Here is a 23,523-nt window from a genome sequence, read left to right as displayed (position 1 = left end):
GTACTCGATGAGCTACGACGTCACCTACCGGCTGCGCAACCTCGCCTTCCGGCTGCAGGAGCCGATCGACGACTTCGGTGAGCAGGCGTTGTTCTACGGCCAAACCGTTCGATACGTCCCGAATGCTCTCACCCGCTACCGCAAAGAGACGGTCCGGCTGATCGCCGAGATGACAATGGGCGCAGGGGCGCTCGTCATGATCGGCGGCACGGTGGGCGTCGCGGCCTTCCTGACCCTGGCCTCCGGCGGGGTCATCGCCGTGCAGGGGTATTCGTCGTTGGGCAACATCGGCATCGAGGCGCTGACCGGCTTCCTGTCGGCTTTTCTCAACGTCCGCGTCGTCGCGCCGGTGATCGCCGGCATCGCGCTGGCGGCCACCATTGGCGCCGGTGCCACCGCGCAATTGGGCGCCATGCGGGTGTCCGAGGAGATTGACGCGGTCGAATGCATGGCGGTGCACTCGGTGTCCTACTTGGTGTCCACCCGGCTGATCGCCGGACTCATCGCGATCATCCCGCTGTATTCGCTGTCGGTACTGGCGGCGTTCTTCGCCGCCCGCTTCACCACGGTGTACATCAACGGACAGTCCAAGGGTCTCTACGACCACTACTTCAATACGTTCCTCATCCCGTCGGACCTGCTGTGGTCGTTCCTCCAGGCGATCGTGATGTCCATCGCGGTGATGCTCGTCCATACCTATTACGGCTACAACGCCAGCGGCGGCCCGGTCGGCGTCGGCATCGCGGTCGGCCAGGCCGTGCGCACCTCGCTGATCGTCGTCGTCGTCATCACACTGTTCATCTCACTCGCTGTTTACGGCGCGTCCGGTAACTTCAACCTCTCCGGGTAAGAGGACCGCTTAAAGGAACATGGCAAACACAGGAATGCGACGTAGCTCCGTCCGGTTGGCAGCAGCGGTGCTGGCCAGCCTGATATTGGCGTTCGCCCTCGTGACTTACCTTTCCTACACAGCGGCTTTCGCCTCGATCGATAAGGTCACGGTCTCGGCTCCGCGTGCCGGGCTGGTATTGGAGAAGGGCGCCAAGGTCAAATACCGGGGCATCCAGATCGGCAAGGTCGAGGCCATCGACTACGCCGATGACCAGGCTCGGCTGACGCTGGGCATCAACAGCGACGACATGCACTTCATTCCCTCCAATTCGCCGGTGCATATCGCGGGCAACACCATATTCGGCGCCAAGTCGGTCGAATTCCTTCCGCCGCAGAACCCTTCGCCGACCTCGCTACGTCCGAACGCGCACGTTGCGGCCTCTGCGGTGCAGCTGGAAGTCAACACCCTGTTCCAGTCGCTGATGGACCTGCTGCACAAGATCGACCCCGTCGAGCTCAACGGGACGCTGAGCGCGTTGTCCGAAGGTCTGCGTGGGCACGGCGACGACTTCGGCGGCATCTTGTCGGGCCTGAACACATTGACGCGCCAGGCAAACCCGAAGCTGCCTGCGCTGCAGGAGGATTTCCGTAAGGCCGCGGTCGTCACCAACATCTACGCCGACGCCGCTCCGGACCTGAACACCATCTTCGACAACCTGCCGACGATCAACAAAACCGTTGTCGACCAGCAGAACAACCTCAACGACACCTTGCTGGCCACGATCGGCCTGGCCAACAACGCCTATGAGACGTTGGCTCCGGCCGAACAGGACTTTATCGACGCCATCAACCGGCTGCGGGCTCCCCTGAAGGTGGCCGCCGATTACTCACCCGAATTCGGCTGCCTGTTCGCCGGCATCGAGCGCGGTATCAAGGAATTCGCTCCGCTGCTCGGTGTCCGCAAGGCGGGCCTGTTCACGTCGTCGAGCTTCGTGCTCGGCGCGCCGTCGTACACGTTCCCCGAATCCCTGCCGATCGTCAACGCCTCCGGTGGACCGAACTGCCGCGGGCTGCCGGACATTCCGACGAAACAGACCGGCGGGTCGTTCTTCCGGTCGCCGTTCCTGGTCACCGACAACGCGAACATTCCGTACGAGCCGTTCACCGAACTGCAGTTCGACGCGCCCTCGACGCTGCAGTTCTTGTTCCACGGCGCCTTCGCGGAACGGGACGACTTCTGATGGCCGCGGGGGAGATGCCGACACACCGCTCGATGATGATCAAGGTCAGCATCTTCGCGGTGGCCATGCTGCTCGTATCCGCGGGACTGGTGGTGGTCTTCGGCGACTTCCGGTTCGGTCCCGAAAGCACTTACCACGCAACGTTTACCAACGTGTCACGGTTGAAGGCGGGCCAGAAGGTGCGCATCGCCGGTGTGCCGGTCGGTGCGGTGTCCGGCGTGAAGCTCAACCCGGACAACACCATCGACGTGTCGTTCGGACTCGACAAGCGCTACACGCTCTACTCCTCGACACGCGCGGTGATCCGCTACGAAAACCTGGTCGGTGACCGGTATTTGGAGATCACCTCGGGACCGGGGGAGCTGCGGAAGCTGCCGCCGGGCGGGACGATCAACGCCCAGCACACCCAGCCCGCACTGGACCTCGATGCGCTGCTGGGTGGGCTTCGTCCGGTGCTCAAAGGCCTGGACGCGGACAAGGTCAACACGATCAGCAGCGCTGTTATCGAGTTGTTGCAGGGCCAGGGCGGTGCGTTGTCCAACGTGCTGGCCGACACCAGCGCGTTCTCGTCGGCGTTGGGCCAACGCGACCAACTCATCGGTGACGTGATCAACAACCTCAACACCGTGCTCAAGACCGTCGATCAGCGCAGCACCCAGTTCTCGACCAGCGTCGACCAGTTGCAGCAATTGATCAGCGGGCTGGCCAAGAACAAGGACGACATCGCGGGCGCCATCCCGCCGCTGGCCTCGACGACGACGGATCTGACCGAGCTGCTGCAGAATTCGCGCCGGCCGCTGCAGGGCATTCTGGAGAACACCCGGCCGCTGGCGACCGAACTGGACGACCGCAAGGCCGAGGTCAACAACGACGTCGAGCAGCTCGGCGAGGATTATCTGCGGCTGGCTGCGCTGGGCGCCTACGGCTCGTTCTTCAACATTTATTTCTGCTCGGTGACGATCAAGATCAATGGACCGGCGGGCAGCGACATCCTGCTGCCCCTCGGTGGCCAGGTGGATCCAAGCAAGGGGAGGTGCTCTTTTGCCAAGTAACGCAAAGCGTGAGCGCGATCCGCTGCGCACCGGCATCTTCGGGGTGGTGCTGGTGGTGTGCGTTGTGCTCATCGCATTCGGCTACGCGGCATTGCCGTTCTGGCCGCAGGGAAAGATCTACGACGCCTATTTCTCTGACGCCGGCGGCATCAATCCCGGTAACGCGGTGTACGTCTCGGGCTTCAAGGTCGGCAAGGTGACGTCGGTCGGCCTGGCTGGAGACAGCGCCAAGATCAGCTTCAGCGTGGATCGCCATGTCGCCGTGGGGGATCAGTCACTTGCCGCGATCCGCACCGACACCATTCTCGGTGAGCGGTCCATCGCGGTGAGCCCGGCCGGCAGCGGCAGGTCGACCACGATCCCGCTCAGCCGCACGACCACGCCGTACACCCTCGCCGGCGCACTGGAGGACCTGGGTCAAAACGCCAACAACCTGAACAAGCCTCAGTTCGAGCAGGCATTGAATGTGTTGACCGACACGCTGCACGACGCCACCCCCGAGCTGCGCGGTGCGCTCGACGGTGTGACGACGCTGTCGCGAACGCTGAACCGGCGCGACGAGGCTTTGCAAAGCCTTCTGGCGCATGCGAAGTCGGTCACCGGCGTGCTGTCCCAGCGCGCCGACCAGGTCAACAAACTCGTCGACGACGGTAACGAGTTGTTCGCTGCGCTCGACGAGCGGCGAGCCGCCCTGGGGCGGCTGATCTCGGGGATCCAGGGCCTCTCGGCGCAGATCTCCGGGTTCGTCGCCGACAACCGCAAGGAGTTCGGGCCGGCGCTGAGCAAGCTCAACGACGTGCTGAGCAATCTCAACGAGCGCCGCGACTACATCACCGAGGCCCTCAAGCGGCTGCCGACCTACGCGACCGAGCTGGGCGAGGTCGTGGGGTCCGGACCGGGATTCAACGTCAACGTCTACGGTGTGATCCCCGCGCCGCTGCTCGCGACGATGTTCGACTTCTTCTACCAGCCCGGCAAGATGCCGGCTAGCTTGGCCGACTACCTCCGAGGGCTGATCCAGGAGCGCTGGATCATTAGGCCGAAGTCGCCATGATGCGGCGGATCGCCGGCAGCCGGGGGCTGCGCTACACCACCGCCATCGCGCTCATCGCGGTGTTGGTGGGTGGCGTATATGTGCTGTCGTCGACCGGCAATACGCGCAGCATCGTCGGTTACTTCGCGTCCGCAGTCGGGCTCTACCCCGGCGACCAGGTGCGCGTCCTCGGCGTTCCGGTGGGTCAGATCGACACCATCGAGCCGCGCCCCTCCGACGTCAAGATCACCATGTCGGTGTCCAAGGACGTGAAGATCCCGAAAGACGCCAAGGCCATCATCATGTCGCCGAACCTGGTGGCAGCGCGGTTCATTCAGCTGACGCCGGCGTACACCGGTGGCGCGGTGCTGCCCGCCGGTGGGAGCATCGCCCTGGAACGTACCGGGGTTCCGGTGGAGTGGGACGAGGTCAAAGAGTCGCTGACGCAACTGGCCGTGCAGCTCGGTCCCACCACGGGGTCGATGCAGGGGCCTTTGGGGCGGGCGATCAATCAGGCCGCGGACACGTTCAACGGCAACGGTGAGTCGTTCCACAACGCGTTGCGCGAACTCTCCCAAGCCGCCGGGCGGCTGGGGGATTCACGCAGTGACATCTTCGGCACGGTCAAGAACCTTCAAGTTCTGGTCAACGCGCTGTCGGCCAGCAACGAACAGATCGTGCAGTTCGCCGGGAACGTCGCCTCGGTCTCCCAGGTGCTCGCCGACAGCTCGCGTCACCTCGACAACACCCTGGGCACGCTCAACAAGGCGCTCTCCGACATCCGGGGATTCCTGCACGAGAACAACTCGACCATCATCGATACGGTCAACAACCTCAACGACTTCGCCAAGACGCTGAGCGACCAGAGCGAGAACATCGAGCAGGTGCTGCACGTGGCGGGACCCGGCATCGCAAACTTCTACAACATTTACGACCCGGCGCAGGGCACGCTCAACGGCCTGTTGTCGATTCCGGAATTCGCCAACCCCGTGCAGTTCATCTGCGGTGGGTCCTTCGAAACGGCGGCCGGGCCACGCGCGCCCGACTACTTCCGGCGCGCCGAGCTGTGCCGTGAGCGGCTGGGACCGGTGCTGCGCCGGCTCACGGTGAACTATCCGCCGATCATGTTCCACCCGCTCAACACGATCACGGCCTACAAGGGTCAGATCATCTACGACACCCCGGAAACCCAGGCCAAGTCGGCGACCCCGGTTCCCGATCTCACCTGGATCCCGGCCAACGGTGCCAAAACGCCGCCCGCCGCCCAAAACCCGGCGGACCTGCAGGCATTGCTGGTCCCGCCGGCCCCGCAGACCGGCCCCGCCCCCGGCCCGGCGCCGGCCTTGGGTAATGCCGGTCCGGCCCCCGGCCCCAACCCGGGGAGCGCTTTCGGGCCGCTCCCGGGCCCCGCGCCGGGCCAGGCGCCGGCGCCGCCGGCCGACCAAGGGGGCGGCTAAGTGAACCGAATGTGGTTGCGCGGTGGCGCTTTAGCGGTGGGCAGCGCGCTGCTGGCCGGCTGCCAATTCAACGGTCTGAACTCGCTGGCGATGCCCGGCACGGCGGGCCATGGCGGCGGCGCCTACTCGATCACCGTCGACCTGCCCGACGTGGCGACCCTTCCGCAGAACTCTCCGGTCATGGTTGACGACGTCACCGTCGGCAGCGTCTCCGGCATCCAAGCCATGCAGCGGTCCGACGGATCGTTCTACGCGGCAGTGAAATTGTCGTTGGAAAAGCATGTCGCGCTGCCCGCCAACGCGACAGCGACCGTCGCCCAGACGTCGCTGCTGGGTTCGATGCACATCGACCTGGCCCGCCCCAAGGGCAAGCCGGCCGTGGGCAAACTGACCGACGGGTCCAAAATCTCCGAGTCCAACACCGGCCGCTATCCCACCACCGAGGAGGTGCTGTCGGCCCTCGGCGTCGTGGTGAACAAGGGCAACGTCGGTGCCCTCGAAGAGATCACCGACGAGACCTATCAGGCCGTCGCCGGCCGGCAGGACCAGTTCGTCGACCTGGTACCCCGGCTGGCGGAACTGACCGCCGGACTCAACCGGCAGGTCAACGACATCATCGATGCGGTCGACGGCTTGAACCGATTTTCGGCGAGCCTGGCCCGCGACAAGGACAACCTGGGCCGGGCGCTGGACACACTGCCCGACGCAATCCGGGTGCTCAACAAGAACCGCGACCATATCGTCGAGGCGTTCTCCGCGCTCAAGAAGCTGGCTACGGTGACCTCGCATGTACTGGCAAAAACCAAGGTGGACTTCGCCGCCGACCTCAAGGATCTGTACGCCGCCTCCAAGGCGCTCGCCGACAACCGGAAGAATTTCGTCACGTCGTTGCAGCTCTTGCTGACGTTCCCCTTCCCCAACTTCGGTATCAAGAATGCGGTGCGCGGTGACTACCTCAACGTGTTCACCACCTTCGATCTCACGCTGCGCCGGCTCGGTGAAACCTTCTTCACCACGGCGTATTTCGACCCGAACATGGCCCATATGAACGAGATCCTCAATCCGCCTGACTTTTTGGTCGGCGAAATGGCCAACCTGTCCGGACAGGCGGCCGATCCGTTCAAGATTCCGCCCGGCACGGCTTCGGGACAATAGGGGGCGGGCGCAGATGCACGACAGACTGACCAGGATCCAGTTGTGGATATTCGCGGTGATCACCGCCGTCACATTGACCGTGATGGCGATCTTCTACCTGCGGCTGCCCTCGACGTTCGGGCTCGGAACCTACGCCGGGACGGCCGATTTCGTGGCCGGCGGCGGCTTGTACAAGAACGCCAACGTCACCTACCGCGGCGTCGCCGTCGGCCGGGTGGAATCGGTGGGGCTCAATCCCAATGGCGTCACCGCCGGGATGCGGCTGAACAGCGGCACCGCCATCCCGTCGAACGTCACCGCCACCGTCAAGAGCGTGTCGGCCGTCGGTGAGCAATACATCGACCTGGTGCCACCGAGCGCACCGGCGGGGACCAAGCTGCGCAACGGGTTTCGGATCGAGCAGCAGAACACCCGGATCGGTCAGGACGTCGCCGACCTGTTGAAACGCGCGGAGGCGCTGACCAACAGCCTGGGCGACACCCGCTTGCGCGAGGTGTTGCATGAGACGTTCATCGCGGCCAACGGGTCGGGACCCGAGCTGGCCCGGCTGTTCGAGTCCGCCCGCCTGCTGGTGGACGAGGCCAACGCCAACTATCCGGAAGTCTCCCAGTTGATCGACCAGGCGGGCCCGTTCCTGCAGTCGCAGATTCGCGCCGGCGCCGACATCAAGTCGCTGTCCGACGGGCTGGCGCGATTCACCTCCGAGGTGCGCCAGGCCGACCCGCAGCTGCGCTCTACGCTGGCCACCGCGCCGGGCGCGACCGACGAGGCCAGCACCGCGTTCTCCGGCATCCGCCCGTCCTTCCCGACGCTGGCCGCCAGCCTGGCCAACCTGGGTCGGGTGGGCGTGATCTACCACAAGTCGATAGAGCAGCTGCTGGTCGTGCTGCCGGCGCTGTTCGCCGCGATCACCACGGCGGCCGGCGGTGCACCGCAGGACGAAGGCGCCAAGCTGGACTTCAAGCTGGACCTGAACGACCCGCCGCCGTGCGCCGTCGGCTTCCTGCCCCCGCCGTTGATGCGCACGCCGGCCGACGAGACGGTGCGCGAGCTGCCGAGGGACATGTACTGCAAGGTGGCCCAGAACGATCCGAGCACCGTGCGGGGCGCGCGCAACTATCCGTGCCAGGAATTCCCCGGCAAACGGGCGCCGACGGTTCAGCTCTGCCGTGACCCGAAGGGCTACGTTCCCATTGGCCGCAACCCGTGGCGGGGTCCGCCCGTGCCGTACGACACCCCGGTGACCAACGGGCTGAACGTGTTGCCGCCCAACAAGTTCCCCTACATCCCGCCTGGTGCGGAACCCGATCCGGGCACCCCGATCGTCGGACCACCCCCGCCCGGGGTGGTGCCGGGGCCGGGCCCGCTGCCGAACAAGCAGCCGGCATACGATCCGCCACCGCCCAACGACAACGGGCCGCCACCGCCGTTCACGTCGTGGCAGCCGCCCGGGGTTCCGCCCGTGCCGCCGCAGCTGCCGTATCCCAAGTGGCTGCCGCCGCCGGCGCCGCCGGAAGGGATCAATCCCCCACCCGCGGGCCCGGGACCGGAGAAGCCGTGGGGTCCGCCACCTGGCCCGCAGCCGCAGGCCAGCGGCCCCGCGTACGCCACCTATGACGAGAAGACCGGCGCATTTAGGGACCCGGCCGGTGGCACTGGTATTTTCGCGGCCGGTGCTAGCGGCGTGTCCAGCGCCGAGAATTGGGTGGACCTGATGCTCGATCCGAGGCCGATGTAGTGGCAGAGGAGCCAACGAACAATCCGCGCGCCCGTCGTCGGGCCTCCCGCGCGGCCGGCCCCGCGAACGGCGAAGCGAACGAAGCCGCCACGGTGCAGGTCGAAGCCGCGCCGACGCAGCCGGCCAAGCCCGTCAAGGCGCTCAAGTCCCTCAAGCCGCCACCGCGGCGGCGACCGCACCGTGCCCTGGTGGCATGGATTTCCTTCGCGGCCGCGGTGTTGGCCATCGGCGCGCTGGCCGGTTGCCTGGCCGTTCTCGTCGTCCAGCAGCGGCACGCCAACGCCCAGCAAGCGCGCGACCAGCGTTTCGTCGACACCGCCACGCAGACGGTGGTCAACATGTTCAGCTACAAGCAGGACAACATCGACGAGAGCGTGAACCGCTTCTTCAACGGCACCAGCGGACCGCTGCGCGGCATGCTCGGCGCCAACAACAACATCGAGAACCTCAAGGGCATCTTCCGTTCCACCAACGCCACGTCGGAAGCGGTCATCAACGGCGCCGCGCTCGAGGGCATCGACACGGTCACCGACAACGCGTCCGTGCTTGTTTCGGTGCGGGTCACGGTCGCCGACATCGACGGCGTGAACAAACCCTCCATGCCCTATCGTCTGCGAGTGATCGTGCACGAGGACGAGCAGGGGCGGATGACGGGCTACGACCTGAAGTATCCCAACGGGGGTAATTGATGCGGTGGCGGCGCCGGCTGCTCGTCGTCGCGGGCTACCTCCTGATTCTGGTGTTCGTCGGGTTGTCCGCGGCGGCCGGCTGGTTCTACTGGGGGCGGGTGCAGACGCGTGGCGAGGAAGCGGCGCGGGCGGTGCTACCTGCGTTGGCTACCAAGGAGATTCCCCAGGTCTTCGCCTATGACTATCAGACGGTGGAACGCAGCCTCAGCGACGCGTACCCGCTGTTGACCCCCGACTATCGCCAGGAATTCCGGAAAAGCGCCAACACGCAGATCATTCCGGAGGCCAAGAAGCGCGAGGTTGTCGTCCAGGCCAGCGTCGTGGGCGTGGGAGTCATGTCCGCCAAGCGTGATTCGGCATCGCTGATGGTCTATATGAACCGCACCGTGACCGACAAAACACGCCAGCCGCTCTATGACGGCAGCCGGTTGCGGGTCGACTTCAAAAAGATCGGCAAGCAATGGCTGATCGCCTACATCACGCCGATCTAGGCGCAGGTCTTAATAGCACATCGCAATGCCGTTGCAGTACAACGGATAACGTTCGATCGGGCTGGGCGGCGGCCCGGTCATCTGCAGCGAGAACGGTTGCTTCTTCATTTCCGGCTGCATCCCGCAGACGGCGCCGTGCAGACTGGTGTGGGTGCCGCTCATGTTCTCGTCGCTGAACGCGTAGGTCTCGGTGGACGGTGCGGTGCCGCCGCCCGGACACGAGACGCCGTCCGGTTTCTCGACTTTGAACGTCCACAGCATGCTGGACATTCGGGCCCTGCCGCTGAAGTTCTGCAATTTGTCCGCGGGGGTGATCCGTTCGGCCGTCGAACTCACGATGTTCAGGGCGCAGTTCATCGCGAAGACGATCGGGTCGGAGTAGTCATTCATGTTCCGGGTTCCGGACGGCTGGTCGCACAACGCCGAGATCGTCCAGGTCACCCCGGAGACCCCCGCCTCGTTGAAGTTGTAGTTGCCATCCGGTGGCGGTCCGATCGCGTGCGCGGGATCACCGGAGTCCAGCGCGATTCCGATGGCGACCGCCGAGAAGATGCCTGCGCCAGCGGCCAACCCGCGACGGAGCTTCACAGTGCCCTCCCTTCCGGAGCTTCCCCTGCACCGATCCACCGAGTATCACAGCGTTTGCGCGGCAGCACCATGGGTTCGGGCGGCCTACTTGGCGTCCTGCGCCTGCGGTTCCGCCAACGCGTCCAGGAATGACCGCGCCCAGCGGTCGACGTCGTGGGCGAGGACCTGGCGCCGCATCGACCGCATCCGGCGCCGGCCCTCCTCGACGGGTTGGCTCAGCGCCGCTTCGATCGCGTCCTTGACGCCCTCGAGATCGTGCGGGTTGACCAGATAGGCCTGCCGGAGTTCGGCGGCAGCGCCGGTGAATTCGGACAGCACCAGCGCACCGCCGAGGTCGCTGCGGCAGGCGACGTACTCCTTGGCGACCAGGTTCATGCCGTCACGCAGGGGGGTGACCAGCATGACGTCGGCGGCCACGAAGAACGCGATCAATTCGTTGCGGGGGACCGGACGGTGCAAGTAGTGCACCACCGGATGGCCGACCTCCGCGTATTCGCCGTTGATGTGTCCCACCTCGCGCTCGATGTCATTGCGCAGAATCTGGTAGCTCTCCACACGTTCGCGGCTCGGCGTCGCGAGCTGCACCAAAACGGTGTCGTCGCGTTTTGCGCGTCCCTCCGCGAGCAGTTCCGAGAAGGCCTTCAGCCGCACATCGATGCCCTTGGTGTAGTCCAGCCGGTCGACGCCGAGCAGCACCTTGCGGGGGTTGCCCAGCTCGGTCCGGATCTCCCGGGCGCGCCGCCTGATGTCGCGGTCGCGGGCGGCCTGGTCGAGTGAGCCCGAATCGATGGAGATGGGGAAGGCGCCGACCCGGACGACGCGCGACCCGAGATCGACCTCGCCGTACCGCGCGCGCACCCCGACCGACCCGCGGGACGTGTTCACGCCGATCAATCGCCGTGCCAGGAACAGGAAGTTCTGGGCGCCCCCGGTCAGGTGGAAGCCAACCAGGTCGGCGCCGAGCAGGCCCTCGATGATCTCGGTGCGCCACGGCAGCTGCATGAACAGTTCCACCGGCGGGAAGGGGATGTGCAGAAAAAAGCCGATGGTCAGGTCGGGCCGCAGTTCCCGCAGCATCGCCGGCACGAGTTGCAGCTGGTAGTCCTGCACCCACACGGTCGCGCCCTGGGCGGCGGCGCGGGAGGTGGCCACGGCGAAGCGCCGGTTGACCTCGACGTAGCGGTCCCACCATTGGCGGTGGTAGATCGGCTTGACGATGACGTCGTGGTAGAGCGGCCACAGCGTGGCGTTCGAGAATCCCTCGTAGTACTGGGCGATGTCGTCGGCGCTCAGCCGCACCGGGCGCAGCTCCAAGTCCTCCTGGACGATGGGCTCGTCATCGAAATCGGTCTCTTCCTCGGCGACGCCCGCCCAGCCGACCCATGCGCCCCGCCGGCGGCGCAGCAGCGGCTCCAGGGCCGTCACCAGGCCGCCGGGGCTGCGCTTCCACGCCGTGGTGCCGTCGGGAAGCCGTTCCTGGTCTACCGGCAGCCGGTTGGCGACCACCACAAAGTCGGAATTCCCGAAGGTCGGTGTCTTCGAGTCGTGCCCGTCCCCGGGTGTCATTTACGCGTCGAGTTTTGCGGGCCCAATACCGAGCATGGACAGGAAGACGCGGCACTCGTCGGCGTCGTTCGCATAGGCCGCGACGACTCGCCTGGCCTGGCTCGCGGTGCTGTCGGCAACCGGTTCGACGTCGTCGATCTCGCCAGGGTCAGATTTCGTAGCCATGACATAACTGTAGGTGATGCAGGATGAGCAGGTGGGTGAGGACTTGATGTTCGAGTTCCTCGACGTGGTGGTAGAGCGGCAAGGCGTGCGGGCGCTGGACGGCCTGACGGCAGCCATCCCGGGTCGGGGTGTGACGGCGGTGTTCGGCCCGTCGGGCTCGGGCAAATCCACCCTGCTTCGGCTGTGCAACCGGCTCGAGGTGCCGACGAGCGGCACGGTGTCGTTCTGCGGCGAGGACGTCGCCGGCATCGATCCCCTGTGGTTGCGGCGCCGGGTCGGCATGTGTTTCCAGCGTCCGTCGCCGTTTCCGGGGACGGTCGCCGACAACCTGCGGGCAGCCGCCCCAGAAGCATCCGACGAACGGATGCGGGACACGCTGTCCCGGGTCGGTTTGACCGGATCCTGGCTGGACCGCGACGCCACGGCCTTGTCCGGCGGGGAGGCGCAGCGGATGTGCCTGGCCCGCACGCTGATGGCCCAACCGCAGGTCTTGCTCCTCGACGAACCCACATCCGCCGTCGACGCCGAAGCCGCCAGGGTGATCGAGCGTGCCGTGCGAGACCTGGCGGCCGACGGGATTCCCGCTCTGTGGGTCACCCACGATTCGGCGCAGGTGGAACGCGCCGCGGACCGGGTCCTGCACATCGAGCGGGGTCGAAGCCTGGGGCTCGGCCCGGTCGGGTCGGTGGCGTGATGAACGGCCAGGTTGGCTGGATGGGCCTGGCGGCGTCGCTGATTCTGGTGGCGTTCGCGGCGGTGATTTCGCTGTGGCAGCGGTTGGGACTGCAGGGGCAGCTCGCCTGGGCGGCGGCGCGCGCCTTGGCGCAGTTGCTGCTCGTCGGTGGCGCGCTGACGTTGCTGTTCGAGCCCGGCCGTTCCCTGTGGTGGTCATGGGCGTGGGTGGCGGGCATGGTGGCCTACGCCGGGGATCTCGCCCGGCGTCGGGCGCCTGAGGTGCCGCGACTCGCGCCGCTGACGATCGCGGCGTTCGCCGCCGCGGCCGTCATCACCCTCGGGGTGATTTTCGGGCTGCGGGTGTTCCCCCTGCAGGCGCGGACTTTGGTGCCGGTCGCCGGGATGATGATCGGCAACTCGATGACGGCCACGGTGTTGGTGGCGCGGCGGTTGGTCGACGAGCTCCGCGACAAGCGCGACGAGGTCGAAGCCAGGCTCGCCCTCGGGCAACCCTCCCGCCAGGCCGCCTCCCCGTACCTGCGGACCGCGTTGCGGTCGGCGATATCGCCGCAGATCGAAACCACCAAAGCCACCGGGCTGGTGTTCCTCCCGGGTGCCATGACGGGACTCATCCTCGCCGGCGTGCATCCGGTGCAGGCCGTGCTGGTCCAGGCTGTCGTAATGTTCTTGATCCTGGGCTCGGTGGCGGCCACCACCGTCGTCGTCGCACTCGGACTGGTCCGCCTGGCGTTCACCCGTGACCACCGCCTGCTGCCGCTCGGCGTGCGGCCGGACGGCTCACCCACCCACCGGTGACCCACTTACACACTGGCCGTAATGTGTAAAGACGTCGGACCTGACAACAAGTGAGGTGGGCCGCATGACACTCTCCGAGCAAACCGGTGCTCAGACGGGCGACGCCAACGCCGAAGAGTTGGTGAGCTACGAAACCCTCGACGAGGGCCGCATCGCGCGGATATGGCTCAACCGGCCGGACGCCCACAACGCGCAAAGCCGCGGCCTGCTGGTGCAACTCGACGAGGCGTTTCTGCGCGCCGAGGCCGACGACACCGTGCGCGTGGTGATCTTGGCGGCGCGCGGCCGAAACTTCTCCGCGGGCCACGACCTGGGCTCAGAGCTGGCGATCGCCGAGCGCAGCCAGCTTCCGAGCTTCCGCATCAACGGCGGGACCCGCGATCCGATCGCGGAGAAGATCTACCTGCAGGAGTGGCACTACTTCTTCCAAAACACCTGCCGCTGGCGGGATTTACGCAAAATCACCATTGCCCAGGTGCAGGGTAACGCGATCTCCGCTGGCCTGATGCTGATCTGGGCATGCGATCTCATCGTGGCCGCCGACAATGCCAAGTTCAGCGATGTCGTCGCGGTGCGCCTGGGGATGCCGGGCGTCGAATATTACGCCCACCCTTGGGAATTCGGTCCCCGCAAGGCCAAAGAGCTGCTACTGACCGGAGATTCGCTCGACGCCGACGAGGCCTATCGGCTTGGCATGGTGTCCAAGGTGTTCCCCGTCGACGAGCTGGCCGAGAAGACACTGGAATTCGCCCGGCGCATCGCCGACCGGCCCACGATGGCGGCGCTGCTCGTCAAGGACTCGGTCAACGCCGCTTCCGACGCGATGGGATTCACCGAGGCCCTGCGGCACGCGTTCCACATCCACGAGTTGGGGCATGCGCACTGGGCGGCCCACAACGAGAACAGGTACGCGGTCGGACTGCCGCCCGACGTCGAGGACTGGCGCAACGCGAAGCCGACGCAGGTGGCCCGCCGCGATACGCCGTAGCGCTCGCCGGCCGCACGCGGCCACCCGTTGCCGCGGCGAGTTCTCCGCGTGGTTCGATATCTGGAACCTGTTTCAGTTTGAGAGGGCGTCGCGTGCAGCTTTCTTTTGAGAACCGGACATATCTGGTCACCGGTGGTGGCAGCGGGATCGGCAAGGGCGTGGCCGCCGGGCTGGTCGCGGCGGGCGCCTCGGTCATGATCGTCGGCCGCAACCCCGACCGGCTGGCGGGGGCCGTCAGCGAGATCGAAGCACTTCCAGGTGACGGCTCCATTCGCTACGAGCCGACCGACGTCACCAACGAAGAGGAGGCCGCCCGCGCGGTGGACGCCGCGACGGCCTGGCACGGTCAACTCCACGGGGTGGTGCATTGCGCGGGTGGCTCTGAGACCATCGGGCCGATCACCCAGATCGACTCGGACGGCTGGCGGCGCACCGTCGATCTCAACGTCAACGGCACCATGTACGTGCTCAAGCACGCCGCGCGGGAACTGGTCCGCGGTGGCGGCGGCTCGTTCGTGGGCATCTCATCGATCGCGGCCAGCAACACCCACCGATGGTTCGGCGCCTATGGCGTCAGCAAGTCGGCCGTCGACCACATGATGCAGCTGGCCGCCGACGAGCTCGGCCCATCCTGGGTGCGCGTCAACAGCATCCGGCCGGGCCTGATCCGCACGGATCTGGTCGCCCCGGTCTTCGCGTTGCCGGAGGTGAGCGACGACTACCGCGAGTGCACGCCGCTGCCAAGGCCCGGCGAGGTCGAGGACGTCGCCAACCTGGCGATGTTCTTGCTCAGCGACGCCGCTTGCTACATCACCGGGCAGATCATCAACGTCGACGGTGGGCTCATGCTGCGACGCGGCCCGGACTACTCCGCGATGCTGGAACCCGCGTTCGGTGCCGACGGGCTACGCGGAGTCGTCTGATCCCAGGCCGGCGTCTCGATCGGCGAGCGTGGCGAGCGCCGACCAGTCCAGGTGCCCGCCGCCCGTGGCCACCAAGGTGAGGAAGCGGTCACGCAGCAGGCTTGCCAGCGGCAGTGGCACCTGCAACTGCTCCGCGGCGGCGAGCGCCAGGCGAACATCTTTGAGGCCCAGCTGGGCGGCGAAGCCGGCCGGCTCGAATTCCCGCCGGGCGATGAGCCCGCCGTACGTTTGATAGACGGGGGCCGCGAACAACGTCGAAGTGAGGATGTCGACGTACTGCTGCCTGTCGACCCCCGCCTTGGCGACGAGCGCGACGGCCTCACTGACGCTCTCGATCACCGAAGCGATCAGGAAGTTGCCGCTCAGCTTCACCAGGTTGGCGCTGTGCGGCTGCTCGGACACCACAAAGGTCCGCTGGCCGATCGCGTCGAACAGCGGTGACAGCGGTTGCAACACCTGCGGCTCGCCCGCCGCGACGACGAAAAGCTTTGCGGCGGCTGCCGCTTCGGGCCGACCGAATACCGGCGCCGCGGCGTACCGCTGACCCGCTTCGGCATGCGCGGTGGCCAGGCGCTCCGAGAGGGCAACGCTGATGGTGCTCGACGAGACGTGCGTGGCGCCCGCGGCCAGTGCCGCCAGAATCCCGTGTTCGCCGAACGCAACGGCCTCGACGGCGTGGTCGTCGGCCAGCATGGTGAACACAACGTCGCCGGTGCACGCCTCGGCGACCGTTGAGGCGGCGGTGGCGCCCCGCTCGACCAGGCCCTCCGCCTTGCCGGGGGAGCGGTTGTAGACGGTGACCTGGTGGCCCGCCCCGATCAGGTTGGCGGCCATGCCCCGGCCCATGTTGCCCAAGCCGATAAATCCGATGTCCATGCATCCACTCTGCCTTGTCGGGGGCCGTCCTTTGCGATGATGAGCGCCTAGTGACGCGACGAGCACGGGAGCAGCAATGAATCGACTCGAGGGCAAGCGAATTCTGGTGACGGGCGCCGCGTCGGGGATCGGGCAGGCGACCGCGCTGCGGCTCCTCGACGAAGGCGCCACCGTGGTCGCCTCCGACGTCGCCGAGGCCGGCCTGGACGCCACCCGGGGCCGCGCGGACGAGGCCGCGACCGCCGGCCGCCTCACCACCGTGCCGATGGACGTGGGCAACGAGGACTCGGTGATCGACGGTGTGCGCCGGGCCGTCGAAAAGCTCGGCGGCCTGGACTCATTGGTCAATGCCGCCGGCATCCTGCGCGCTGCGCACACCCACCAGACCAGCCTGGAACTGTGGAACCAGATCGTCGGCGTCAACCTGACCGGGACGTTCCTCGTTGTGCGCGAAGCGCTTCCGATGCTATTGGCGAATCCGCGCAGCGCGATCGTCAACTTCAGTTCAACCTCGGCGTCGTTCGCCCACCCGTATATGGCGGCATACGCGGCAAGCAAAGGCGGAATCCAGGCCTTCACCCATTCACTGGCGCTCGAATACGCGCGTGACGGCCTGCGCGCGGTCTGCGTGGCACCCGGCAGCATCAAGTCCGGAATCACCGACGCGACCGGGGGATATATCCCGAAAGACGCTGACTGGTCGTTGTTTTCGAGGTTGATGCCGATCCTGCCGACCACGGTGGAGTCCAGCGGCACCGGGATGGCGGACCCGTCGGCGGTCGCCGGGGTGATCGCCATGCTGGTCTCCGATGACGGTGCGTTCATCACCGGGACCGAGATCCGCATCGACGGCGGGACGCACGCTTAGCGCGCTTGCGATCGCCGCTAGTTAACGCAGGGCACGCCGCCGCCGCCGATCGGTTTCCCCTGATCCGGCGTCGGATAGGTCGTGGTGGTGCCGTTGTAGGAATACGTCTTGGCCTTGGTCGACGTTGTGGTGCTCGCGGTTTCGTCCGAAGTGCCGTCGTCAACCATCGACACCGAGAAATTGGTATCAACGGTCACCCTGATGTGTCCTGGCTGGACGCTGGGATCGGGCTGGCTGGGCGCGTCGAGGCCGAGCAGTTTGGCCACGTTACGCGCGTCGGTTTCCGCCCCGGCGCCATACGCGACGGTGCTCGCCGAGGGCTCACCCGAATTGCGGTCCCGGGTCTGCCCCGTGGTGTAGCCGTGGTTCTGCAGGGCGTGGGACACCTCGGTCGCGAGTCCGCTCATGCTGCCGGCATTGATGACGTCGACGATGGTCGACGGACTCGGTTTGGCGGCCGTGGTGGCGGGCGTCGTGGTCGGGGGCGAGGCGCCGATCGCCGTGGCCACCTCCGCCTTGATCGCGGCCGGGTCGATGATGTTGACGTCCTGGCCGTCGATGTTGTCGTAGCGCACCACCGGCAGCGTCCGGAACTCGACGTGGCCGCCGGATGCCAGCGAACCCAGCCGCTGGATCATCTCCTCGTCCCAACCGGAAGACAACACCACATCCTTGCGCGCCACCGCCATGAGGCCTTTGAGCTTGTCCAGGTTGGTGAAGGTTCCCGCGGCCTGCAACTCCTGCATGACCGACGAAATGAACGCCTGCTGCCGGTGGGTCCGGTCCAGGTCACCGTTTTCCAGCCCGTGGCGCTGCCGGACGAAGGACAACGCCTGGGAGGCGTCCAGCGTCTGTCGCCCTGCCGGGAAGTCGGCGCCGGAATACGAGTCGTAGACGGGATGGTTGAGGCAGACCTCCACCCCGCCCAGGGTCTGTGCCAGGTCGAAGAACCCGGCCAGATTGACCTCGGCGAAATAGTCGATCGGAACGCCGGTCAGGCTGCGCACCGCGCGCAGGGTCGCCGCCCGGCCGGCTTCGCGACCCTTGGTCTCGAGTTCTTTCTGGCTGCTGGTGCCCTGGTTGGCAAGCTTGTTCGCGACGTACTGCTTGGTGAGGCCGTACGCCTCCTTGATCTTGATGTGGTTGTATCCGGGGACCCCGGTGAAGGGCACCCAGTCGTCGCGCGGGATTGAGAAGGCGACAACTTTGTTGTCGGCGCTGACGTGCACCAGGATCAGCGTGTTGGTGTTGTAGCCGCCGTCGTCGGAATCGCCGGCGTGCAGATGCTTCAGGATCGACCAGGGCAGGTCGTTGCCGTCCTGGTCTTTGCGCGAGTCCAGCCCGATCAGCAGGATGTTCATGTCGTCGCCGCTGGACCGCGGATCGTCGGGCTGCAGGGCGTTCGAGACGGTGATGCCGCCCAGCGCGCCATGAGCCACGTAGTATCCCGCCCCGGTCAGCCCCACCGCCGCCACCGAGATCAGCGCGCCCAAGGTGCGCGTCAGCCCTCTACGGAAACGTGAGGGTTGGCGGACGGCTCGATGGCGGCGATGAGCACCGCCCGAGCGGGCCATCACAAACCTCTGCCCACACCCAGCGCATCACCAGGCACCGCAACGGCGGTCTGCGGCGATGTCGCTTCAAGCATGGTGTCAAGTATGCGTTAGCTTGCTGTGAAGCCCCCAATCGAGAACGCTTCCCAGGTCGGCCCCCTGCGGCGGCCCGCGCGAGCGTTAGCGGCGGCAATCCGGGTCTGACCAGCGCGTTCCGGCTCGAGCGTCGCACCGTGATTTCGACAAGGTCACACTGCCGACGGGACCGACTCGAACTTGTTATCGAGCCGAGACGGCGGCTACCGGGCTGGGACGAGGTCCTCGCCCGACTCGTAGAAAACGGTGATGTTCGAGCCGGTCACGATCTCGGCGAGGTAGACACCGAGCGGCTCGACCTCGTAGTAGTAATGAACATTGCCCTGGGGGTCCACCGCCGTCGCGCAGGACAAGCCCGGCGCCCCGCATCGTTGCTTGACGGGGATGGCGAGAATGGCGAGCGCCACCACCACGGCAATCCCGACCATGAGCGGGACCCTGGTGATTGCCTGCCTTGTCGTGGGCGCCGGATGCATCACCGTTGGAGTGTAAGCGGGATGCCCGCCCGGTTCGGCGCGGCGCAGTAGGGTTTTTCAGCTATGACCACCATCAACCCGGACGGCGCGCCGTCGCCGCAGACCCGGGTCGAGGTACTGGGCAACATCGGACCCAACTGGTTCGCCTCGGTGATGGGCACCGGGATCGTGGCCATCGCCGGCGCCACCCTGCCCGTGCACGTGGCGGGATTGCGCGCGTTCGCCCAAGTGGTCTGGGTGATGGCCGCCGTCCTGCTTGTGGTGCTGATCGTCCTGGTGGGGGGGCACTGGTTGCGCCACCCCACCGTCGCGCGCACGCACGCGCGCAATCCACAGATGGCCCACTTCTACGGCGCCGCCCCGATGGCGTTGATGACGGTCGGCGGCGGAGCGGTGTTGGTCGGCAGGGATCTGCTGGGCGAACGCATCGCCGTCGACCTGGACTGGGTGCTGTGGACCGCGGGCACGCTGGGCGGGCTGTTCACCGCGGTGAGCATTCCGTTCTTGATGTTCACCCAGCACAACGTCGAGCCCGACGCGGCATTCGGTGGCTGGCTCATGCCCGTGGTTCCGCCCATGGTGACCGCGGCAACCGGTGCGCTGCTGCTGCCGCACATATCGGCGGGCACCGGGCGCGAAACCATGCTGTACGGCTGCTACGCGATGTTCGGGCTGTCGTTGCTGGCTTCCCTGAACATCATCGCCATGATCTGGGCGCGCCTGACCCTCTATGGCACCTCGGGTTCCGCGCGGGTGCCAACGCTGTGGATCGTCCTGGGTCCCCTCGGCCAATCCATCACCGCCGCAGGACTTTTGGGTGCCAGCGCCGGGCTGGCCGTTGGCCCCGAAGTGGCCGAGGACATGAATGCCTTCGCTATCCTGTACGGAGTTCCGGTGTGGGGCTTCGCGGTGTTGTGGATCGCGCTGGCCACCGCGCTTACCGTGCGCACCCTGCGGCGCGGCATGCCGTTCGCCCTGACGTGGTGGAGTCTGACCTTCCCGGTCGGAACCTTTGTCACGGGTACCTCCCAGCTCGCCGGCCACACGCACCTGCCCGCGTTCCGGGTGGCCGCGGTCATCGCGTACGCCGGCCTGTTGTTCACCTGGCTGCTGGTTGCCGCGCGCACCGCGCGGGGCAGCCTCCACGGCAACCTGCTCAAGCTGCCGCCGAGCACCACGCCGGTGAAGGCCAGCAAGGAACCGGTGTCCTGACCGGGCGTCGGTGTGGGAGAGGCCGTAGGCGTTTCGATCCCCGGGGTTGGCGGGTAGGCAACTCTGAGCCGATCGGAGGGCTGAATGACGGACTCAAGCGAGCCGCCGGAGCGGGGTACTCCGAGCGAGACACCCGAGCGGCCGGCGCCGACGGAAACACCTGAACGGCTCGCACCGGCAGATCCGCCGGAGCGTTTGACGCCGTCGGAACCGTCCGAGCGTTAGGCGCGGACACAAGCAGCTTGATGAGGACCGGAGGTTGAGGATGCGCGCTGAAGAAGGCGACGAAACGGTCGAGGACTACGCCGCGGAGGGCAAACAGGCCCTCGGCAGGATCAACGCTTCGCAACGAGCCGGGTATCGGCTTGGCGACGTGGCCCGGCGGTTCGCCAGGTTGTGGCGGGGCGATCACGCGCCGGGGGACCAGCCCGGGTCCCCGAGTTAGTCACGCGGGCGCCGGATACCGGTGCGCCCAGGGGCCGGCTTCTTCGAGCTGGGCTGCCAGCTGGAGTAGATCACCGTCGGCGCCCAGGCGCCCCACCAACTGCACACCGAGCGGAAGCCCGGCCGCTGTCCAATGCAGGGGCACGCTGATCGCGGGGCGCCCGGTGATGTTGGCGAGTTGCGTGTAGGGCACCCAGCCCAGGCTTTCCTGGATCAGTTGGTCGAGAATTCCGCTGTGTGCCATCACTTTTCCCGCCCGGAGCTTACTGGCGAGGCGTGCCACCTGTTGCAGTGGGCGCGGCGTCGCCGTGGCCCCGACGCGAAGGGGCGGCGTCGCCAGGGTCGGCGTCAACAAGCAATCGAAGGTCTCGTGGAACGTCGACAGGGATCGGATGTGATTGTTTCTGTTCTCCAACGCAAGAATGGGCGCCAGAACGCCGGTGGCGCGGGCGAGTTCACTCACGGCCAAGGTGTCGGCCTCGAAATCGCGGTCGCGGGCGCCGTTGCGTTGTCTGGCGTCGGCAACGTGCTGATAGAGCTGCGCGAACCAGATGGTGAGAAAGTCCCGCGCCAGGGCGGCGTCGTCGTAGGGGGGTGGAACCTCCTCGACCCGGTGCCCCAGGTCGCTGAGGAGCGCCACCGCCCGTTCCACCGCGGCGACGGCTTCCCGGTCGGGATGGGGGTTGATCGCCGAGGACCACGAGTATCCGATGCGCAGCTCGCCTGGCCGGCGCTTGATGTGGTCGGCGAAAGTGCCTCGCGGAAGGGCAACTTCGTAGGCGGCGTGCGGATCGCGGCCGACGATTGCGTCACACAGTGCGGCGCTGTCGCGCACGGTGCGTGATACGACCCCCTGGGTCACCATCCCAAACATCGGCTCGCCGGTCTGCGGGCCGTAGGGCGACAGCCCCCGGCTGAACTTGAGTCCGACCAGCCCGTTGCAGGCGGCGGGAATGCGGATCGATCCACCGCCGTCGTTGGCCCCGGCCGCCGGGACGATCCCGGCCGCGACCGCTGCGCCGGATCCACCCGACGAACCGCCGGGAGTGTGCTCGGTGTTCCACGGGTTGCGGGCCGGGCCCCAGTAATCCGATTCCGTCACGCCCTTGGCCCCGAACTCCGGGGTGTTGGTCATTGCGAAGATCACCAATCCCGCGTCCAGGAACCGCTGAGTCACCAGGGCGTGTTGGTCGGCCACGTCGTTGGCCAGCGAACGCGAACCGCTCGAGGTCGGAAAGCCGCGGTACTCCTGAGCAAGGTCTTTGATCACGAAGGGCACACCGGCAAACGGTCCGCGCAGGCCCGGGTCGGCGGCCTGCCGGTCCGCCACATCGCCGAGGCGGCGGACGATCGCGTTCAACCGCGGATTCACTGCGTCCGCTCGCTGACGCGCCAACGCGAGGAGTTCGGCCGGCGTGACCTGCTTGCGGTCGACCAGTTCGGCCAACGCGGTCGCGTCCAAGGACATGTACTCGGCAAGCTGCATCGGTTTCTCCTCTGGACGCCCCGCTGCATCGTATTGGAGCCGCTTCGACACCGGGTCGGCGCCGAAGCGGCTTAGTATCACCTGATGCCCATGGCAGTGGAACCGTTTTCGATCCAGGGACCCGGCGGCGTACGCATCGTCGCCGACCGCCTGGGCGATCCTCGAGCGCGCGCCGTGGTGTTCCTGCACGGCGGCGGGCAGACCCGTCGCTCCTGGGGCAAGGCTGCCGCAGCCGTCGCACAGCGTGGCTGGCAATCCGTCACCGTCGACCTGCGCGGCCACGGCGAATCCGACTGGTCCGACGAAGGCGACTACCGCGTCGTCAGCTTCGCCGGCGACGTCCAGGAGGTGCTGGGCACGCTGCCACCGCAGCCGGTACTGGTCGGTGCCTCTCTGGGCGGGTTCACCTCGATGCTGCTCGCGGGTGAGATTTCCCCGGGCATCGCCAGCGCGGTTGTGTTGGTCGACATCGTGCCGAACATGGACCAGTCCGGAGCCAATCGGATACACGCCTTCATGTCCGATCGGGTGGAATCGGGCTTCGCCTCACTTGACGAAGTCGCTGACGCGATCGCCCAATACAACCCACACCGCCCGCGCCCAACCGACTTAGACGGACTGACCACGAATCTGCGCCGCCGTGGCGATCGCTGGTACTGGCACTGGGATCCCCAGTTCATCAGCGGCACCGCCGCGTATCCCCCATTCGAGGTCACCGACCCCGACCGCATGCATGCGGCCGTCGACACCATCTTGGGCAGCGGCGTGCCGATGCTATTGATTCGGGGTCAGATGAGCGACCTCGTCAGCCAGGAACGCGCGGACGAATTCCTGGCGCGCTTTCCGCAGGTCGAATTCACCGACGTACGCGGTGCCGGACACATGGTCGCCGGCGATCGCAACGACATCTTCGCCGACGCCGTCCTGGGGTTCCTCGCCCGGCATCTGGGCGACTGATCAGTCCGTCGGCCTAGGGTTAAAGTCGTTGTCCGACAGGGTATTCGCTAAAAGTTTTGTCGCTCATGTCAATTCGGTCTAGGTCAGGTGTGCGCCCGCACTTGGCGCCCAGGCAGCCGAAACCCGCTCGCGCTGTTAGCATGCTGC

24 protein-coding genes are annotated in these 23,523 nt (G+C 66.6%); 17 read left to right on the top strand and 7 right to left on the bottom strand.

What is annotated here, in order from left to right; genetic code table 11:
• The first annotated feature begins 7 nt into the window (after nt 1-7).
• Genes A5781_RS04210 through A5781_RS04170 form a run of 9 tightly spaced genes read left to right on the top strand, consistent with a single transcriptional unit; the run spans nt 8 to nt 9,687 of the window.
• Nucleotides 8-850, top strand: a complete 843-nt coding sequence (locus A5781_RS04210) for an ABC transporter permease (RefSeq protein WP_066955180.1) — start codon at nt 8-10, stop codon at nt 848-850.
• Between the two features lie 19 nt (nt 851-869).
• On the top strand, nt 870-2,072 hold the full coding sequence (locus tag A5781_RS04205; protein WP_067201653.1) for a virulence factor Mce family protein: 1,203 nt from the start codon (nt 870-872) through the stop codon (nt 2,070-2,072).
• Nucleotides 2,072-3,124 (top strand): virulence factor Mce family protein, encoded by a 1,053-nt coding sequence (locus A5781_RS04200; RefSeq protein WP_067201651.1) that lies wholly within the window; start codon nt 2,072-2,074, stop codon nt 3,122-3,124. The genes A5781_RS04205 and A5781_RS04200 overlap by 1 nt, the downstream gene beginning before the upstream one ends.
• On the top strand, nt 3,114-4,178 hold the full coding sequence (locus tag A5781_RS04195; protein ID WP_067201647.1) for a virulence factor Mce family protein: 1,065 nt from the start codon (nt 3,114-3,116) through the stop codon (nt 4,176-4,178). The genes A5781_RS04200 and A5781_RS04195 overlap by 11 nt, the downstream gene beginning before the upstream one ends.
• A complete protein-coding gene (locus tag A5781_RS04190; protein ID WP_067201644.1) occupies nt 4,175-5,614 on the top strand; it encodes a virulence factor Mce family protein in 1,440 nt (479 codons plus the stop codon). Before A5781_RS04195 ends, A5781_RS04190 begins: the two co-directional genes overlap by 4 nt.
• A complete protein-coding gene (locus A5781_RS04185) occupies nt 5,615-6,769 on the top strand; it encodes a virulence factor Mce family protein (protein WP_156622450.1) in 1,155 nt (384 codons plus the stop codon).
• A 13-nt stretch (nt 6,770-6,782) separates the two neighbouring features.
• Entirely contained in the window at nt 6,783-8,507 is a 1,725-nt protein-coding gene (locus A5781_RS04180; RefSeq protein ID WP_067201641.1) for a virulence factor Mce family protein, read from the top strand.
• Nucleotides 8,507-9,196, top strand: a complete 690-nt coding sequence (locus A5781_RS04175) for a mammalian cell entry protein (RefSeq protein WP_067201638.1) — start codon at nt 8,507-8,509, stop codon at nt 9,194-9,196. The genes A5781_RS04180 and A5781_RS04175 overlap by 1 nt, the downstream gene beginning before the upstream one ends.
• Nucleotides 9,196-9,687, top strand: a complete 492-nt coding sequence (locus tag A5781_RS04170) for a mammalian cell entry protein (protein WP_067201636.1) — start codon at nt 9,196-9,198, stop codon at nt 9,685-9,687. Before A5781_RS04175 ends, A5781_RS04170 begins: the two co-directional genes overlap by 1 nt.
• A 9-nt stretch (nt 9,688-9,696) precedes the next feature.
• Here A5781_RS04170 and A5781_RS04165 read toward each other — a convergent pair whose 3' ends face one another.
• From A5781_RS04165 to A5781_RS25455, 3 genes are all read right to left on the bottom strand, one after another.
• On the bottom strand, nt 9,697-10,275 hold the full coding sequence (locus tag A5781_RS04165; protein WP_067201633.1) for a hypothetical protein: 579 nt from the start codon (nt 10,273-10,275) through the stop codon (nt 9,697-9,699).
• 84 nt (nt 10,276-10,359) lie between these two features.
• Nucleotides 10,360-11,841, bottom strand: a complete 1,482-nt coding sequence (locus A5781_RS04160; protein WP_067201629.1) for a trehalose-6-phosphate synthase — start codon at nt 11,839-11,841, stop codon at nt 10,360-10,362.
• A complete protein-coding gene (locus tag A5781_RS25455; RefSeq protein ID WP_156622451.1) occupies nt 11,842-12,006 on the bottom strand; it encodes a hypothetical protein in 165 nt (54 codons plus the stop codon).
• A gap of 16 nt (nt 12,007-12,022) precedes the next feature.
• Here A5781_RS25455 and A5781_RS04155 point away from each other — a divergent pair, with 16 nt between their 5' ends.
• The 4 genes from A5781_RS04155 (at nt 12,023) to A5781_RS04140 (ending at nt 15,408) form a co-directional block, all read left to right on the top strand.
• Nucleotides 12,023-12,700 carry a phosphate ABC transporter ATP-binding protein gene (locus A5781_RS04155; RefSeq protein WP_197503694.1) on the top strand — a complete coding sequence of 226 codons (678 nt, stop codon included), beginning with the start codon at nt 12,023-12,025 and terminating at the stop codon, nt 12,698-12,700.
• Entirely contained in the window at nt 12,700-13,497 is a 798-nt protein-coding gene (gene fetB, locus A5781_RS04150; RefSeq protein WP_067201626.1) for an iron export ABC transporter permease subunit FetB, read from the top strand. The genes A5781_RS04155 and fetB overlap by 1 nt, the downstream gene beginning before the upstream one ends.
• Before the next feature lie 64 nt (nt 13,498-13,561).
• Nucleotides 13,562-14,485: an enoyl-CoA hydratase gene (locus A5781_RS04145; RefSeq protein WP_067201623.1), complete on the top strand. Its 924-nt coding sequence runs from the start codon at nt 13,562-13,564 to the stop codon at nt 14,483-14,485.
• Nucleotides 14,486-14,577: 92 nt separating this feature from the next.
• The gene (locus A5781_RS04140) at nt 14,578-15,408 is read left to right on the top strand and encodes an SDR family oxidoreductase (protein ID WP_067201619.1); all 831 of its coding nucleotides are present in this window, start codon (nt 14,578-14,580) and stop codon (nt 15,406-15,408) included.
• Here the strand turns inward: A5781_RS04140 and A5781_RS04135 are convergent.
• The gene (locus A5781_RS04135; protein ID WP_067201616.1) at nt 15,391-16,284 is read right to left on the bottom strand and encodes an NAD(P)-dependent oxidoreductase; all 894 of its coding nucleotides are present in this window, start codon (nt 16,282-16,284) and stop codon (nt 15,391-15,393) included. The genes A5781_RS04140 and A5781_RS04135 overlap by 18 nt on opposite strands.
• A 76-nt stretch (nt 16,285-16,360) precedes the next feature.
• Here A5781_RS04135 and A5781_RS04130 point away from each other — a divergent pair, with 76 nt between their 5' ends.
• The gene (locus A5781_RS04130) at nt 16,361-17,152 is read left to right on the top strand and encodes an SDR family NAD(P)-dependent oxidoreductase (RefSeq protein ID WP_067201611.1); all 792 of its coding nucleotides are present in this window, start codon (nt 16,361-16,363) and stop codon (nt 17,150-17,152) included.
• 17 nt (nt 17,153-17,169) lie between these two features.
• Here the strand turns inward: A5781_RS04130 and A5781_RS04125 are convergent, their stop codons facing one another.
• Together A5781_RS04125 and A5781_RS04120 are read right to left on the bottom strand one after the other, a co-directional pair.
• A complete protein-coding gene (locus A5781_RS04125; protein WP_156624369.1) occupies nt 17,170-18,726 on the bottom strand; it encodes an LCP family protein in 1,557 nt (518 codons plus the stop codon).
• Between the two features lie 278 nt (nt 18,727-19,004).
• Complete coding sequence (locus A5781_RS04120; protein ID WP_197503698.1) at nt 19,005-19,277, bottom strand: hypothetical protein; 273 nt, start codon at nt 19,275-19,277, stop codon at nt 19,005-19,007.
• A gap of 63 nt (nt 19,278-19,340) precedes the next feature.
• On the opposite strand from A5781_RS04120, the gene A5781_RS04115 reads away from it, so the two are divergent.
• Nucleotides 19,341-20,489: a TDT family transporter gene (locus A5781_RS04115; RefSeq protein ID WP_067201605.1), complete on the top strand. Its 1,149-nt coding sequence runs from the start codon at nt 19,341-19,343 to the stop codon at nt 20,487-20,489.
• Nucleotides 20,490-20,754: 265 nt separating this feature from the next.
• Nucleotides 20,755-20,934 carry a hypothetical protein gene (locus A5781_RS04110; RefSeq protein WP_067201602.1) on the top strand — a complete coding sequence of 60 codons (180 nt, stop codon included), beginning with the start codon at nt 20,755-20,757 and terminating at the stop codon, nt 20,932-20,934.
• Here the strand turns inward: A5781_RS04110 and A5781_RS04105 are convergent, their stop codons facing one another.
• The gene (locus tag A5781_RS04105; RefSeq protein WP_067201599.1) at nt 20,935-22,419 is read right to left on the bottom strand and encodes an amidase; all 1,485 of its coding nucleotides are present in this window, start codon (nt 22,417-22,419) and stop codon (nt 20,935-20,937) included.
• Between the two features lie 90 nt (nt 22,420-22,509).
• Between A5781_RS04105 and A5781_RS04100 the strand changes: the two genes are divergently transcribed.
• Nucleotides 22,510-23,376, top strand: coding sequence for an alpha/beta fold hydrolase (locus A5781_RS04100; RefSeq protein WP_197503696.1), 867 nt, complete (start codon nt 22,510-22,512; stop codon nt 23,374-23,376).
• Nucleotides 23,377-23,523 lie beyond the last annotated feature (147 nt).

Origin of the sequence: Mycobacterium sp. 852002-30065_SCH5024008, assembly GCF_001665645.1 — a bacterium.
Lineage (GTDB): Bacteria > Actinomycetota > Actinomycetes > Mycobacteriales > Mycobacteriaceae > Mycobacterium > Mycobacterium paraffinicum.
Note: the sequence above shows the minus strand (reverse complement) of the source record. Positions and strands in the feature narration are given on the sequence as shown.